At 72.6% G+C, this 14,988-nt stretch carries 12 protein-coding genes and 4 pseudogenes; 9 read left to right on the top strand and 7 right to left on the bottom strand.

All coding sequences use genetic code 11. From position 1 onward, the window contains the following. Positions 1-41 precede the first annotated feature (41 nt). Positions 42-569 (top strand): annotated as a pseudogene (locus tag KYY02_RS25315) (SDR family NAD(P)-dependent oxidoreductase); the annotation flags it as partial. 318 nt (positions 570-887) lie between these two features. Here KYY02_RS25315 and KYY02_RS25310 read toward each other — a convergent pair. The 3 genes from KYY02_RS25310 to KYY02_RS25300 all read right to left on the bottom strand — a co-directional run bounded on the left by KYY02_RS25310 (position 888) and on the right by KYY02_RS25300 (position 3,770). Beyond that, positions 888-1,415, bottom strand: a complete 528-nt coding sequence (locus KYY02_RS25310; RefSeq protein WP_371241696.1) for a lytic transglycosylase domain-containing protein — start codon at positions 1,413-1,415, stop codon at positions 888-890. 569 nt (positions 1,416-1,984) lie between these two features. Further along, complete coding sequence (locus tag KYY02_RS25305) at positions 1,985-2,797, bottom strand: alpha/beta fold hydrolase (protein WP_371241694.1); 813 nt, start codon at positions 2,795-2,797, stop codon at positions 1,985-1,987. 610 nt (positions 2,798-3,407) lie between these two features. Then, the gene (locus tag KYY02_RS25300; protein ID WP_371241692.1) at positions 3,408-3,770 is read right to left on the bottom strand and encodes a helix-turn-helix transcriptional regulator; all 363 of its coding nucleotides are present in this window, start codon (positions 3,768-3,770) and stop codon (positions 3,408-3,410) included. A 106-nt stretch (positions 3,771-3,876) separates the two neighbouring features. Here KYY02_RS25300 and KYY02_RS25295 point away from each other — a divergent pair, with 106 nt between their 5' ends. The 3 genes from KYY02_RS25295 to KYY02_RS25285 all read left to right on the top strand — a co-directional run bounded on the left by KYY02_RS25295 (position 3,877) and on the right by KYY02_RS25285 (position 6,096). Next, a complete protein-coding gene (locus KYY02_RS25295) occupies positions 3,877-4,260 on the top strand; it encodes an STAS domain-containing protein (RefSeq protein ID WP_371241690.1) in 384 nt (127 codons plus the stop codon). A gap of 294 nt (positions 4,261-4,554) precedes the next feature. After that, complete coding sequence (locus KYY02_RS25290) at positions 4,555-4,797, top strand: DUF5133 domain-containing protein (protein ID WP_371241688.1); 243 nt, start codon at positions 4,555-4,557, stop codon at positions 4,795-4,797. A 939-nt stretch (positions 4,798-5,736) separates the two neighbouring features. Next, on the top strand, positions 5,737-6,096 hold the full coding sequence (locus tag KYY02_RS25285; protein ID WP_371241686.1) for a hypothetical protein: 360 nt from the start codon (positions 5,737-5,739) through the stop codon (positions 6,094-6,096). 217 nt (positions 6,097-6,313) lie between these two features. Here the strand turns inward: KYY02_RS25285 and KYY02_RS25280 are convergent, their stop codons facing one another. Then, complete coding sequence (locus KYY02_RS25280) at positions 6,314-7,510, bottom strand: cytochrome P450 family protein (protein WP_371241684.1); 1,197 nt, start codon at positions 7,508-7,510, stop codon at positions 6,314-6,316. A 203-nt stretch (positions 7,511-7,713) separates the two neighbouring features. Beyond that, on the bottom strand, positions 7,714-8,265 hold the full coding sequence (locus KYY02_RS25275; RefSeq protein ID WP_371241682.1) for a hypothetical protein: 552 nt from the start codon (positions 8,263-8,265) through the stop codon (positions 7,714-7,716). 370 nt (positions 8,266-8,635) lie between these two features. Between KYY02_RS25275 and KYY02_RS25270 the strand changes: the two genes are divergently transcribed. Then, positions 8,636-9,349, top strand: a complete 714-nt coding sequence (locus tag KYY02_RS25270) for a VOC family protein (protein WP_371241680.1) — start codon at positions 8,636-8,638, stop codon at positions 9,347-9,349. 100 nt (positions 9,350-9,449) lie between these two features. Then, a pseudogene (locus KYY02_RS25265) lies at positions 9,450-9,644 on the top strand (HTH domain-containing protein); the annotation flags it as partial. 426 nt (positions 9,645-10,070) lie between these two features. Here the strand turns inward: KYY02_RS25265 and KYY02_RS25260 are convergent. Both KYY02_RS25260 and KYY02_RS25255 read right to left on the bottom strand, forming a co-directional pair. Beyond that, positions 10,071-10,958: pseudogene (locus tag KYY02_RS25260) on the bottom strand (NAD(+)/NADH kinase); the annotation flags it as partial. Further along, positions 10,955-11,992: an SPFH domain-containing protein gene (locus KYY02_RS25255; protein ID WP_371241678.1), complete on the bottom strand. Its 1,038-nt coding sequence runs from the start codon at positions 11,990-11,992 to the stop codon at positions 10,955-10,957. The gene KYY02_RS25255 and the pseudogene KYY02_RS25260, both read right to left, overlap by 4 nt. Before the next feature lie 704 nt (positions 11,993-12,696). Here KYY02_RS25255 and KYY02_RS25250 point away from each other — a divergent pair. The 3 genes and pseudogenes from KYY02_RS25250 (at position 12,697) to KYY02_RS25240 (ending at position 14,962) form a co-directional block, all read left to right on the top strand. Then, on the top strand, positions 12,697-13,236 hold the full coding sequence (locus KYY02_RS25250; protein ID WP_371241676.1) for an ATP-binding protein: 540 nt from the start codon (positions 12,697-12,699) through the stop codon (positions 13,234-13,236). Beyond that, positions 13,233-13,691, top strand: a complete 459-nt coding sequence (locus tag KYY02_RS25245) for a Fur family transcriptional regulator (RefSeq protein ID WP_371241674.1) — start codon at positions 13,233-13,235, stop codon at positions 13,689-13,691. The genes KYY02_RS25250 and KYY02_RS25245 overlap by 4 nt, the downstream gene beginning before the upstream one ends. 231 nt (positions 13,692-13,922) lie before the next feature. Beyond that, positions 13,923-14,962, top strand: a pseudogene (locus tag KYY02_RS25240) (PP2C family protein-serine/threonine phosphatase). Positions 14,963-14,988 lie beyond the last annotated feature (26 nt).

Below are 14,988 nucleotides of genomic sequence, written 5' to 3'. Positions count from 1 at the left end.
TCACACCACACCACGCCACCGCACAGCGAAGGAGACCCATGATGACCGTCACCGCCCGGCACGAGGGGAAGGCCGCCCTGGTCACCGGAGGCAGCCGGGGCATCGGCAGAGCCGTCAGCCGCCGCCTCGCCCGCGAGGGCGCCCTGGTGGCGGTCCACTACGGCCACGACCTGACGGCCGCCGAACGCACCGTCAAGGATATCGAGGCCGACGGCGGCCGCGCCTCCCCCGTGCACGCCGAACTCGGTGTGCCGGGCGACGCGGACACCCTGTGGTCCGCCTTCGACCGGGCCCTGGCCCGTGAGGACGCGCCGGCGGGCCTGGACATCCTCGTCAACAACGCGGGCATCACCGTCCCCCGCCCGGTCGCCCAGGTGACCGAAGCCGACTACGACCGCGTCTTCGCGATCAACACCAAGGCGCCGTTCTTCATCATCCAGCGCGGCCTGGACCGCCTGCGGGACGGCGGCAGGATCGTCAACATCTCCTCCACCGCGACCCGCGTCGCCTTCCCGGCGATCGTCTCGTACACCATGACCAAGGCCACCCTCGACTACCTCACCCTCTCGCCCTCGACGACGTCAGTGGGCCACCGGGCTCGTCGGCTCCTGGAACGCGGAAGGCTGGCGGGAGGCGCCCCTGCGGGCGGGGGACACCGTCGGCGCGCTCATCGGGGCCCCGCCCGGGACGCCGCCTACGACCCCGCGCCGCCGGCCGTGGGACCGGTACCCGAGGGAACCCGCCCCGGTCTGCCCGCCGGGCGCGGCGGTCCCGCGGACGGGCTCCGCCTCGTCCCGGACGTACGGCCGAGCCCGGCGCCCCTGACGGGTACCGCCGCCACATGGCCCGTGCCGCACACCGCGCCGTCCTCGTGCCACCGCCACCCGTCACCGCTCCGGCGACCGGCCTGGCCGACAGACACCGTCGCCGTGCTGGCCGGTGACCGTGCCGCATGGCTCGCCGCCGTCGGCCAGAGCCTCGGCGGCCCGTTCCCGGTGGGCGCGGAAGCGGCGCAGGTACGTTCGTGCCATGGGGCCCGGCGGGACGCCCCGGGCGAAGGCGCGCATGTTGCGTTCGCCCGCGTTGTAGCCGAGGGCGAGGAGTTCGTCGCGGGTGTAACGGCGTACGTGACGCCTCGGAAGGCTCCGGTCGAGGTCCTTCAGGTGCAGGGCGGCCGTGCGCACGGCGAAGGCGGGGTCGTCGCGCAGGTCCTGCCATCGTCCCGGCAGGCCGTGCGTCCGCCGGACCCGCTCGAACGTCGCCCGGTGCATGTTGACCAGACCGAAGGACGCCCCGGGTTTCCACCACTGCCACAACCGCTCCAGCAGGGGATGGTGCGGCTTGTACGCCTCGTTGTGGAGCACGGTCATCACGAGCAGGGGCGAGACCCCGGCCTCCCGGGCACTGCGCACCACGACTGCCGCGTGGTCGGCCGGCTCGTAGTCGCCGGGTCGCAGCGGCGGCGTCCGGGCGCTTTCACGACCCCCTGTCCGGGGTCCTCGCTTCTCCGTAGCCGTCGGTCGTTCGGCCATGGTCGATCATCCCTCCGCCGTCCTGGGATGCACGTGCCCCCGTGGTCCTGCCCCAATCCGGACCCGCGGCGGACGAGGACGCCGATCCAGTGGACACCGCTCGCGCGGCCCACGCAGGGGCCTCTTTCGCGAGGCGGCCCTCCGTGCGGCATGCCCGGTCCTGTCCGGCGCTGCCCGCGCTGACGGAGCACACGGCGAGCGGAAGTACCCCAGGTGCGTGGCCGACCAGGACGGCAACGTGCCGGACGTTCCTGTCCGAACCGGCGTGACGGGGCCGCGGCCAGGTACTTCTGCCCTGAAAGCCCGGACGACCGGGGCCGGAACCCCACCGGCCCACGTCCGCCTCCGGTGGCGCCCCCTGCCTCCGGCCACGCCGGCACCGGATGAGCGCCTTTGGCCGCCGCCCCGGCGCGCCGGTTCCTGTGCCCGGTCGGGCTCTGGGCTCCTCGTGGTCATGCGGTGCGGGTCCTCGTCTCCTGCCAGAACGCGTCGACGCGGGCGTTCCATTCGTCGGGGACCTCCTGGAAGGGCTGGTGTGCTTCCTCCTCCATGACCGCGAACCGGGCACCGGGGATCGCGTCGGCGACGGCGCGGCAGAGTTCGGGCCGGCTGGTGGAGTCACGGCCGCCGGCGAGTACCAGAGTCGGCACGTCGATGTCCGGCAGACGGTTCGTGGTGTCGTGGTCGAGGACGGCGTCGAGGAAACGCTTCAGGTTCTCGGTCGTCTGCTTGTGCGGGAAGGCGAGCGCGTCCTCGACGAACCGGTCGACCGTGCCGTCGTTGTGCGCCCGGGCCGTGTAGATGTCCAGGAAGAAGCCCTCGAGGAAAGCGCGTTCGCCGGGGGCGGTCTCGACCAGCCAGCGGACGAACCGGCCCCACCGGCGCAGGTAGGCGTCCGGGGCCGACCAGGTGCTCTGAAGGACCAGGCTGCGTACCAGCCGGGGGTGGCGGAGGGCCAGCTCCTGACTGATGACACTGCCGCCGGAGAAGCCTGCGACGTGGGCGGACGGGATGTCCAGCGCCCGCAGCAGCGCGGCGGCGTCGTCGGCCATCGCTCCGACCGACACAGGGCCCTCGGGCATGGTGGTCCGGCCCGCTCCCCGGTTGTCGAAGGCGGTCAGCCGGTAGCGGTCGGCCAGCCCGTCGAGCTGGAACTGCCAGGACTCGACGGTGTCGCCGAGCCCTCCGACCAGCAGGACGTCCGGACCGGTGCCGACCTGCTCGGTCCAGATGTCCAGTCCGTCCGCGCGTACGTACCGTCCCATCGGCCGTCCTCCTTCCACGGTTCCTCCAAGGGTCCGCCCGCCGGGCACGGCACGCCAACCCGGCTCCGGCTCACCGGTCCGGGTGCGAGAGGGCCGCCCGGGAGCAAGGGAACCGGTCCCGTCCCTCGCGGCGACGGCCGTACGGGCCTGCGTCTTTGCCGGGGCCTCGGCCGGGGGCGCCCCGAGACGGCCGTTCCGGGACCACATCGGACGTCCTCGGGAACCCGGAGAGGAGGAACGCGCGGAGCCGGTCCGCCCCTGCCGGCCGCCGTGCCTCGGATCCCTCGCCGGGTCGCCCGAGAGAAGCGCGCGGCCGTCGTACGCGGTGGGCTGTCGCCCCGCGACGGCGTGGAGCACGCGAGCCGAGGCGGCGTGGGAGAGGGGCGTCTCGCGCGGTGCACACCCTGAGCGCCCCGTCGCCTGCCGAGGACGCCGGGCGACGGGCGGTGAACAGGACTGTGGCCGGGAGCGGAGGGCCGGTCGGAGCGGATGGGCACGCGCGAGTCGGGAGGAACCGTGACGCCTGGAGCGGAAAGGCCCTTTCCTTTTCGGCGCGGTGGCCGGTCGTGCCGGTTGAAGGCAGAAGCCGCGGCCGGCATCCGGGCCGCTGCTACCGCGTACCGCGGGCGCCGGCCAAGCGGGACGGCTGGCTGCCGGGCTTCCTCACGCGGTCCGTCTCGTCCTGTACGAGCAGGGAGAGCAGTGCGGCCACGGGCAGGCCCGCTTCCGCCGGGTGGCGCAGCACCTTGTCCGGTTCGATGCGGTAGGTGTTGGTGCGGCCGTCGCGGGTGTGGGAGAGGTAACCGTCCTGCTCGAGGTCGGAGATGATCCGCTGGACGGCACGCTCGGTGAGCCGGCAGTGGGCGGCGATGTCACGGATCCGAATGTTCGGGTTGTCGGCAATGGCGGCCAGCACACGCGCGTGGTTGGTGACGAACGTCCATCCGGAGTGGGATTCAGGCACTTCGACCATGCGCCGCATTCTACAGACAACTTTTACCGGACAGCTAATGCATGACATACTTTTCAGGCAATGAATGACAGGGTCAGGTCGGGGGAGACGCAGGAGGGATCCGAGGGTGTCTTTGGGCGAAGCGGTCACAGGGCGTTCGAGCGGCGCGGACGGGAGCCGGTCGCAGGTCCTGGACCAGAGCGCGGTGGTGCAGTACGAATGGCGCGGCGCCTGGGTCGTCGGCGCACGGGGCTCCTACGACATCTCCTCGATCACGCCTCTGGCGGACGCGCTGGGCGCCGCGGCCAAGGAGCACCCGAGAGTGGTCCTGGACGCCTCGGGCATCGCCTTCGCCGACTCGACGCTGCTGAACCTGCTGATCCTCACCCACCGAGCGGCGGACCTGCGCGTGGCCGCGCCGCCGCGGCAGCTGCAGCGACTCCTGCAACTCACCGGAGTCGACACCGTCCTGAAGGTACGGGCGACGGTGGAAGAGGCCGCTACCTGCTAGACCCCCCTGGACCTGCCGTGGCGCCACCCTCTGCCGGCTGACGTGGTCGCGGCAAAGCGGTGGCCGGGGTCGTCCACCGGGTGATCGGGCCGCACCTGAGCACCGGCTGTGCGGACACGGGCAGCGCGAAGACGGTGAGGAGTGTGGAGTAGAGCCTTCGGTACGGGGCATTCGGAGTTTCGCCTGACGCTGCCCGGTCGTGGACCGTGGTCGTCAGATGCCATGGAGGCAGTCACTTCCACGCGGTGCGACCGGCCGTGCCGCGGGAGGGACTCGTGAGGGAGAGGTATCACCATGATTCTTCCGGCGGAGAAGGAACTGCGCGCAGTGCTGGCCCGGTTCGCCCAGGCGCGCATCGAACACGATGTGCGCCCCACCGGCTGCACCAGCAGGGCCCTGGAGGACGTCACGTACACGCTGTGCGTGATGACCGGGGCCCGCACCGCCGAGCAGGCTTTGCTCACGGCGGACACACTGCTTGCGAAGTACGCCGGCCGTACGAGCGTCTCCCGCGAGGACGAGACACTGGCCGCGTAGGCCGGCATCGGGCATCCGCAGTCGGCTCCCGCGGCATCCGAAGGCGTGCTCAACGGTATGACCCCGCGTGTCCCGGGCCTGTCGCGGAGGTCTTCTCCCGCTTCCCGGAAGGTCCTGTCCTCGGCTGCCGAACGGGTTCTCGCACGGCCACGTCGGCGCGTCGGCCGCGGCCACCGCAACTCACCGGAAGTCGCCACCGCCCGAAGAATCCGAGGAAGCGGACGGCCGGTCCTTCCGTGCCGCTCGGTTCCGAGGTGGTGGTCCGGATCCTCGCCGGGCCCCGGAAGGCACGCTCCCCGGCCGGTCGGACCTGACCGACGTCTCGCGAGCCACCAGGCCCGGCGGCGCACCGCTTCGCTCCGCGGTGCGCCGCCGCTGCCGGCGGAGTCCGCGGCACTCGTCCACGACGTCCTTCCGGCGGCCGAGATCGTGCGGAGGATCGTCGACGACGCGGAGGCGATCATGCGCCGCACCGCCGACGCGTACACGCGCGCGGGCACGCACTGACCGGATCTCCGCCCGCCCGCCGAAGCGACGGACCCGGCACGGTCTTCGCGGGATCGCCGGCCACCGGACGCACAAAGGGTGGCGCTGTGCCCGGCTCGCCCCGTGAGGGCGGGCGACCACGGCCGGCGTCGCGGAGCCGCAGACCCCTGGGCGCGCCGCTGGGGCCCTCACCCTCCGGCCTCCGTGGACCGCAGCCGTTCGGTCTGCCCCGGCAGCCCGGAGGGGTGGGCGGTAAGTCACCCCGGGGAACTCGTGGAAGCCGGCCGTACCGACCCGCCGTACGGTGAGGACGATGGATTCGAGGTCCCGGCGGGCCGGTTCGCGCGGGTCGAGTCCCGGCACCGGCTGAGGGCTTCGTCGCGGGGCTGCTGCCGCGCCTGTCCGAGGGAGGCCTCGTACGGAAGGGCAGGCCGGCGCATAGAATTCGGTCCCATGCCGAAGCCTGACGAGCTGATCGTTGACATCGCCGCCCTCGTGGAGTCCGGGCGGAGCAGTCAGATGTCGTTGACCGTGGTCACCGGTGGCGCCGTCATCACCGGTCGCCTGGCTCCCGAAGCCGTGTGGCGGCAGAGGGTGTCGGAGGTGCTGACGGATTCCGCCCGACTGAAGGAGTTCTCCGCTGTCTTCGGAGCTCCCGAGAAGAGGGACGGGCCACCCACGCACCTGCACTTCCATGTCGCCCGGATCCTGCAGGGCGCGGTGGGCATTCCGGAGACGGGGGGGATGTACCGCATCGCCATCGAGGACGTCAGTGCCTGGACGGTGGGCGACTTCAGCTACTCCGACCACTGACCCGGACGCCGCGCGGGGAACGACAGGGGACACGGGGCCAGCCGGGACGTCCGGGCGGGGTTCCGCACTGTCGTTCGACTCGGTCCCGTCCCTCGGCCGGGCGCCCGGGTGGGGCTCTGCCGTGAGGCCGAGCGTCGGGGTGCCGGCCGGCCCGGCCGCACGCCGACGGCGTGGCGTGCTCGGCGGAGGAGCCCTCCCCGGCTCCTCCGCCGTCGGCCTACCGGGTGAAGCGTACGGGCAGGCTGCGCGGACCGTGGATCATCATCCCGGGCCGCCAGGTGATGGCCGCCGGATGGATGTCCAGGGCCAGGTCGGCGCAGCGGTGCAACAGGGTGCTGAAGGCGATGCGCGCCTCCAGACGCGCCAGCGGCGCCCCCAGGCAGTGATGGATGCCGTGGCCGAACGCCACGTGGCCGCGGGCGTCGCGGGTGATGTCGAACCGGTCGGGTGCGGGGAAACGCGCGGGATCGCGGTTGGCGTCGGCCAGGGCGACCAGGACGAGTTCGCCTCCCCCCGGGATGACCGTGTCACCGATGTCCACGGGTTCGGTGGTGAAGCGGAACGTGGGGGTCTCCAGGGGGCCCTCATAACGCAGCATCTCCTCGATCGCGTTCTCCATGAGGGAGGGATCCGCGCGCAGGGCGGCCAGTTGTTCCGGGTGGTTCAGGAGGGCGAGAGCACCGTTGGAGATGAGGTTCACGGTGGTCTCGTGACCGGCCACGAGCAACAGCCAGGCCATGCCCAGGAGTTCCTCGCGGGACAGCCTGTCGCCGTCCCCCTCGGAGCTGTGGATCAACGCGCTCATGAGGTCCTCGCCGGGCTGCCGGCGCTTGCCTTCCACCAGCGTCGCCATGTATCGCGCCATCGAGGCCGCCGCGGCCTTGCGGACTTCGGGGTCGGCGGCCCCGAGGGCGTCGTTCGACCAGGTCCTGAAGGACTCCTGGTCCAGGTCCGGTACGCCCAGGAGTTCGCAGATCACGGCGATCGGCAGCGGGAAGGAGAGCGCCTCGACGAGGTCGGCACGCCCGTCGGGGGCGGCGAGCATCCGGTCCAGCAGCGCGTCGGTGGTCTTCTGAATGCGTGGGGCGAGTTCCTCCACCCGGCGCGCGGTGAACTCCCGGGCCACCAGTTTGCGCAGCCGTGTGTGGTCCGGTGGGTCGGCTCTCAGCATGTGCGGGCCGGAGGAGACGGCGCCCAGCGGCAGGGCGGGGGAGGCCTTGCTCCAGTCCTTCGAGAGTCGAGGGTCCGCGAGGGCGGCACGCCCGGCCTCGTATCCGACGACGAGCCAGGCCGACGCACCCCCTTCCGGCATCCGGATGCGGTGCACCGGGCCCTGGGCCCGTAACCGGGCGTACACGGGGTAGGGATCGCGGGTGAACGACTCACCGAGTGCGGCGAGATCGACGATGTCCATGGGGTTGTCACCTCTTCGTGAGGACGGGCATCCGGCCGGGAGGGAACCCCGGGTTCGCCGGTGCCTGTCGGGTTTTGGTGTCGGTCCCGTGAGATCCGGTACGGGGTCGAGGCCGGCTGTGGCAACGCCCCCGGCGTCGGGAACGACGCGTGGCGGGACGGCGTCCGCCGTCACCGGGAGCGAGCTCCCGCCCCGGGCCCGGTTCACCTGCCGGCGGGGCGGCGGACCCTCAGGTCGAAGGCGAAGGCGGGGTCGCACGCCAGGTCGACCTGCTGCCCCAGGGCGCTCACGGTGACGACAGCCGACAGCGGCACCTTCCACCCCTTCGTCACCACCGGGCCGAACGGCTCGTCGTACACCTCGTGAATCCGCTCGCGCGGACCCGCGGGCGCGTAGGAGCCGCTGACGACCACCGTCTGCGAGGACCTGGTGGCCTCTTCCCGCGGCTCGACGACCAGGCGGCGGGAGAGCGTGCCGTCGTCGAACAGGCCGCCGTCCGTCTCCCCGCCGCGCGCGTACACGGTCCCGGCCGTCCGCACGGACACCTGGACGTGGGTACCGAAGGCCGAGTTCTCGTAGAGCTCGATGTCCACACGCGTTCCGCCCTCCGCTCCGGCGCAGGCGAGCACGTTCCCCCTCTCCACGGTCCGGATGTACGGCCCCGCCGTACTGGGCGCGGACGCCGCGGCGGGCGTGGCCACGAACGACGCCGCGGTCAGGACGCCGACCAGAGCCGAACGGGCGTGACAGGTCATGATTCCCCCCTGCTACGAGTCGGATTGTATGGGAAGGGCACCGGAAAGTGGCGTCCATTACGGGCAGGGCCGTACCTCGTGACCGGGGACACCAGCCACTCCGGGCCTCGCTCCACGGCCGGCCGGGCGAACCCCCGGCAACCGGGCGGGCGCCGGCCGAGTGTGCTCGTCCGGCCGAGGGGCTGTCGTCGGGCGGCCGCCCTCGTCGGACCGACGGCTTCCGGGGCCCCACGGTCCCGGCTGCCCGCACGCGGGGCCGCGGAGTACTCGGCTGCGGCCGGGGCCGACCGGCCCGTAGGATCCTCGTCCGCGGTGCCGGTGCGGCGCCCTGCCGACAGTGGACACTCGACGGACCGGGACGCGTGGCGCAATGAGCAGCAGACTCTTCGCAATCTCCTTCGACGCGCACCGGCCCGAGCGCCTGGCGCAGTTCTGGTCAGGTCTCCTGGGCTCGGAGGGAGTGGACGAGTATGACGACGGTGTCGCCCTGCTGTCCGGGAACGACGCCGGCTACCGCCTCGGCTTCCGGCCCTCCCGGGCGCAGAAGACCGCCCAGAACCGGCTGCACTTCGACCTGACCAGTTCCTCCCCGGAGAACCAGCGGGAAACCGTGGCCAAAGCCCTCGGCCTCGGCGCGCAGTACGCCGACATCGGCCAGGAACCGGACGCCTCCCGCATGGTGCTCGCCGATCCCGAGGGCAACGAGTTCTGTGTCCTCGAACCGGACAACGCCTTCCTCGTCGGCTGCGGCTTCGTCGGAGCGCTCGCCTGCGACGGTTCGCAGGCCGCGGGCTACTTCTGGAGCCAGGCGCTGGGATGGCCGTTGGTCTGGGACCAGGAGGAGGAGACCGCCGTCCAGTCACCCGACGGCGGTACGAAGATCACATGGGGCGGTCCGCCGCTCATGCCGGACTCCGGCAAGGACCTGCACTTCGACCTCGCGCCGAACGGCGATCAGCAAACGGAGGTCGAGCGTCTGCTCTCCCTCGGGGCGAAGCGTCTCGACCCCGCCCGCGACGGGGTCGGCGCGGTGCTGCTGGCCGACCCCGACGGCAACGGGTTCCGCGTGCTCACACGCCGGTGAGACCGGAACCGACGGGAGACGAAGCAGGCGGTCGCCGCGGCGGTCCCGTCGACCGACGCTCTCGTGCGTCACCGCGGCCGGCTACTCGGCGAGGCCCCGTATGCGCGCCGATCGGATGATTCCGCTGGTGCTGGTGCTGGTGCTGGTGCTGGTGCTGGTGCTGGTGCTGGTGCTGGTGCTGCGTCAGCGCGGCCGGCTGACCGCGGACACACCGGCCCGCGATCTCGAGGCGCCCACCCGTACCGTGCTGCGCGACATCGAGGCGCTGTCCGCAGCCGGTGTTCCGGTGTACGCCGCATCGGCGAGCTGCTCCTTCGAGGGGTTACCGCGCACGGCGCACTGACTCGTCGGCGGAACCCCGGCACGCACGGTGTCCCGGCCCGAGCGCGGCCACGGCGGTGGGGCTGCTGCAGCGGGCACTTTGCCGCAACGGCCGGCTGTGGCCGTCTCGTCACCACTGGCTGGCAACAGGGGGAGAGGCTTTCCGGGGCCGGGCAGGCATCGCGGGGCGTGGGTGTGCGGTCACGGGTCATCCGAGGCGTGGGACCGGAGAGCCCCTCCGACGGAAGACGGACGGCGGCAACTCGTCCCTTGTCCTGGGCGGTGAGGAACCGGCGGGCAGGTCGTGGTCCGGCCGGTGGCGCTCGGCTTCCCCGGCGCAGTCCCTCTCGCGCACCCGGCGTTCCGTCTCCTCGGGGCACCGCTGTCCCGGAACGTGTGCCACCAGCCGCAGCCGCTGCTCGCACCTGCCCACCCGTACCGTCTGCCCCCATGTCAGTTCCAGGGCGTCGCCCTCCACACCGTCCCCGAAGGCGACGAGACGTTCGGACTCGACGGTGAGGTGCAGCCGGCCGGTGGCGACGAGCTCGCCGGCCACCAGGGACGTCCCGGTGGCCGGCGACGGCCAGGCCTCGCGGACGAACCAGACCAGGCGGTCCTCCGTGGGGTGTGGCAGGTGCAGGGCGCTGCCCCGCTCCTGCCACACCGACCGGAGCCAGCCGGTCGCGCCGGTGCCCGTGCCCACCAGCACTCCGGAGGAGGCCTGAGCCTCGACGACACCCCCGTCGCCCTCCAGGCTCAGGCGGTATCTGGCCGTCTGGTGTCCGACGGCGCCGAGATAGATCTCGTTGAGCGCGACCAGCCGCTGGGTGTCGTCGGCGACGGCCTCGACCATGGTGAGTTCGTCCGCCCGGGCGGTGGACGCGCCGCGCAGCAGCGCCGCCACGTCGGCCGGCCGGTGGCGCACCAGTACACCGGGGTTGCGCCCCGGCTCCGGATCGACACCGATCACCGGCTGCCCGGCGAGGTACTTGGCTGTGTTGGCCACCAGTCCGTCCTGTCCCACCACGACCACGATGTCCTCCGGGGCGAACAGGAAACGGTCCAGATCGGCCCGCTCCACCCGGGCCTGGCGCCAGGTCAGCGGGACCGCGGCCGCCACCTCGGTCAGAGCCCGGTGCGCGCGGCGGTGGCGTTCGGCGACCTCCCCGAGGTCCCGGCCCCGGGAGGAGAGGAAGAAGGCGGCCTGTCCGTGGGTGCCGTGCCGGGCCACCAGTTCCTCGTACTCCGTGGTGCGGTGGACCAGGACCGCCCGAGGGGCGAGACTCACCCCCGGTCCCCGTCGCCGAGCCGGGCCAGCAGCCCGGTCAGCACGTCCGGCGAGACGGTCACGCTGTCGATGCGCGGCAGGTTCTCCGCCAGCCGTGCCCCGGTGAGCGCGTGCAGCGTCGCCACGTCGACATCGCCGTGGACGCGCAGCCAGGCCGCCTGGGCCTCGGCCCGGGCCTCGCCGACCTCGCGCGCCGCCTGGGCCTCCGCGCTGGCGAGCGCCACCGAACGGGCGGCCTCGGCCTCGGCGAGCTTGACCGTACGTGCCGCCTCGGCCTGCGCACGCACCCGGTCCGCCGCTGCGGCCTCCTCCGCCTCACGGCGCGCGTTCGCCCCGCGCTGCTCCACCAACCGTTCTTCGCGGCGGGCGAGTTCGATCTGGCTGGCCAGTTCGTTCTCGGCGATGGCGCGCTCGCGCTCGACGGCGACGGCCCGCCGCTCGTACGTCGCCCGGTCGGCCTCCTGCTGGATCCGCTCCCGGGCGGGCGTACGCAGCGCGCGCTCCACCTCCGCCTCGGGACGCACCGCCATGACCCGTACGGCCACCACCTCGATCCCGGTGGCCGGCAGCCGTGGCTCGGCGCCGAGGCCCGCCGTGATCCGGTCGCGCACCGCGGTCACCCCGTCGACCAGCGCCGCGGACAGCGGGGTACGGGCCAGCACGTCCAGTGCGTGCTGCTGGGCCGTCTCGGTGAGCAGTGTGCCCAGTTGCTCCAGCGGAGCCCCGCGCCAGGATCCGGTATCGGGGTCGACGGAGAAGTCCAGGCGGGCGGCGGCGAGTGCCGGGTCGACGATCCGGTAGGTGACGGTCGCCTGCACCGACACGTCCTGGAAATCGGCCGTGCGGGCGCGGAAGGTCATGGCCAACTCCCGGTCCTCGACCGGCACCTCGGAGAGTGCGGCGGCCAACGGGCGGAACCAGAAGCCGACTCCCGGCCCGTCGTGCACCAGCTTGCCGCCGCGGTGGTGACGGATGTGGGCCGTGGGCGTGGAGCGCAGGTGGCGCCAGCCCAGGCGCCGGATGATGTCGGCCATGAACCCCCCTTTTCTCGTCTTCTTGACGATAACGAAGGGTCCCATTCTCGTCAAGAAGACGAGAATAAGGACGTCCTCTCTGCCGAAAGAGCCCCGTCGGCGGATTCCGGCACTGCCGACGGAACCGTTCCCGGCGGCAGGGGCGCTGTCGCACGCCGCGGCTCCGGCGGGGCCGAGGGCCGTCTTGCGTCCCCGAGGGGCCTGTCCCGGCTGCGACCGGGCCGCCGGCCACGAAGAGCTGACCGCAGCCGCGAGGCGACGGTGCCGTCATGGGTCAGGCCGGGACACCTGTCGGCGGCTTCTCCTGTATCCGCCCGCACGTCACCGCGCTCCAGGTCGTGTCCCGCGGACCGACGTGCCGACGCGACCGATGCTGCCGGCCCTCCGCCCTGTCCCGGGCGGCGAAGGCGTCGTCCGGCCTGTGTACGGCGACGGCGCCGGAGCGCGTGCCCCTGGGGCCCCGGGGCCGGTGGCGTGAGTCCGGGCGTCACGGCCGCTCTCGTGCCCCGGGCGCGTTCTGCCCGTCCGGTCCCGCGCCACCGCCCGCCGCCCCGCCGACGGGCGGCGCTGGCGGCGGGGCGGCGGGGCGTGCACCGGAAACTGTACGCAACCATGAAAAAGGAGGTAATCCACAGACTTGACCGATTCAAGAAAAAGCGTACGGTCGTGAAGGAGATTGCAACCGTCCTCGAAAGCGCACTTCTATGGATCGCACAGTTCCCCGGGAAGCCCTCCCGGGTGGAACGATCGCCGATGCGGCCGTTTCCGGCCCTCGGCGACCGGCCGCCGCCCCGCCGTCCGGTGCGGCGGCCGGGACCCGCGCGGAATCGTTCGTGGGCGGGCCCTGGTCCCTGCCGTGGACGCCGACCGCCTGCTCCTCGGCGAGGGCCGTCATGCGTGACGTGCTGCGGCAGTGGGGTCTGGATGACCTCGTACCGACCGCCGAGCTGCTGGTCAGCGAGCTGGTGAGCAACGCGCTGCGTCATGCCTCCGGCCCGCTGCGCCTCACCCTCGAGCGGGTCTCCGGCCTTCGCTGTCTGGTCAGTGACGGCAGCACGGACCCGCCCCGCCCGGCTGACGCGGGTCCGGAGGACGAGTGCGGTCGCGGACTCCTCCTCGTGGACATGCTGGCCGCACGGTGGGGCTGTGAGGGCGGGCCCGGGGGCAAGAGCGTGTGGTTCGAGCTCTCCGGCGCCCCCCGCGCGCACGGTCTCGACGGTGACGCGCAAGGCGAGGCGGCGTGACGACCCCCGGCGCGGCCGATGAACCGATGGCCCTGGCCGCGGAACGGCTGCGGGCGGCGGGTATGCGAGTGACCGCTCCGCGCATGGCGGTGCTGATGGCCGTCTCCGGCTCAGGCGGTCACCTCGACGCCGACACTCTGCGTGAGCGCGCCCGGCGGATCACCGGCCGCCTGTCCCTGCAGGCCACCTACAACGTGCTGCGCGCCCTCACGGACGCCGGCCTGGTCCGGTCCACCCAGATCGCGGGCCACCCCGCCCGCTACGAGGCCGAGCGCCACGACAACCACCACCACTTCGTGTGCCGTGCCTGCGGTTTCCTCCGCGACGTGGAGTGCACGGTGGGCGCGGCACCCTGCATCGAACCGCGGCTGCCGGAGGAGTACGACGTCCAGGAGGCCGCAGTCACCTTCTGGGGCCTGTGCCCCGGCTGCCGGGCCGCGGCGTCGGCCTCCTGACGGAACCCGTCCTCGTGGCCCCACGGCGTGCGGGGAAAGCCCGTCGCTGCCGCCCGGCCGTGTCGGGGAACCCTACGAGCGGCTGATCACCGGACACGAGTGCCCGCCCGCGCTGTCGCGACCGATGCCCGGATCATCCCGATAGGATCACTTTTGTGATCAGCTCAGAAAAGGCTCCGGTACCGCCATCGTCCGAACGCCGACCAGCGGGAAGCCGTGCTGCTGTCACCGGTGATCATCACCCTCCCCATCGCCGGCCTGGCGTTCTCCACTCCGCGGGAGACCGCCTTCAGCCGTCTGCTGCCCGCGGCGCCCGCCCTCGCCGCCGCACTGTGGCCCGTACTCCCGACGGTCCTGCTGGGAACGTTCTGCCTGCTGATCATGATCGGCCTCAGCTTCGGCTACTCCGACCTGGGGACGCCGTACGCGGCCGCCGCGATCACCGCCGTCACCTTGGCGGCCGCATACGCGAGCCATCTGCGACTCCAGCGGGAGGAGACGCTCTTCCAGGTCCGGCTCGTCGCCGACGCGGCTCAGAAGGTGCTGCTGCGGCCGCTGCCGCACCGAGTCCAGCACGTCGAGATCGAGTCGCTGTATCTGGCGGCCCAGGAGCAGGCCCGGATCGGAGGCGACTTCTTCGAGGCCGCCGACACACCGTACGGGGTCCGGCTGCTCATCGGCGACGTGCGCGGCAAGGGCCTGTCCGCGGTGGGGGCCGCCTCCGCGGTGATCAACTGCTTCCGGGAGTACGCGTACGACCAGCCCGACCTCAGGGCCGTCGTCCGCCGGCTCCAGATCACCATTTCCCGCTACAGTGCCGCCATCCCCGCCGGTGATCAGACGGAGCACTTCGCCACCGTCCTGATCGCCGAGGTCCCGCACGGCAGCGAGCACGTCAGAATCCTCAACTGCGGGCACCCGCCACCGGTGTTCATGCGCGGCGGGGAGATCCAGGTGCTCGAACCCACCCTCGCCTCGCCCCCCCTCAACCTCTCGGCGCTCCTGGGGACCACCACTACGTGGACACCGTCGGCTTCGCCCCGGGCGACCGGATGCTGCTCTGCACCGACGGCGTGACGGAGACCCGCGACCGAGCCGGCGAGTTCTTCCCGCTGGCGGACTGGGCGCGGCAGCACGGCCAGGCGCCGCCCCGTGAGCTGCTGGGCAGGCTGCACGCGGACCTGCTCCACCACGCGGGCGGAAGGCTCGACGACGACGTCGCGGCCATCGCCGTGCGCCGCCGGCCCGTTCGTGACCCACGGCCGATGTGACGCGACACATCCGTGCGGCGCCCGGT

It is taken from the genome of Streptomyces pimonensis (assembly GCF_041380215.1).
GTDB lineage: Bacteria > Actinomycetota > Actinomycetes > Streptomycetales > Streptomycetaceae > Streptomyces > Streptomyces pimonensis.
The sequence above is the reverse complement of the archived record's forward strand: the minus strand, read 5'-3'. Positions and strand labels throughout refer to the sequence as shown.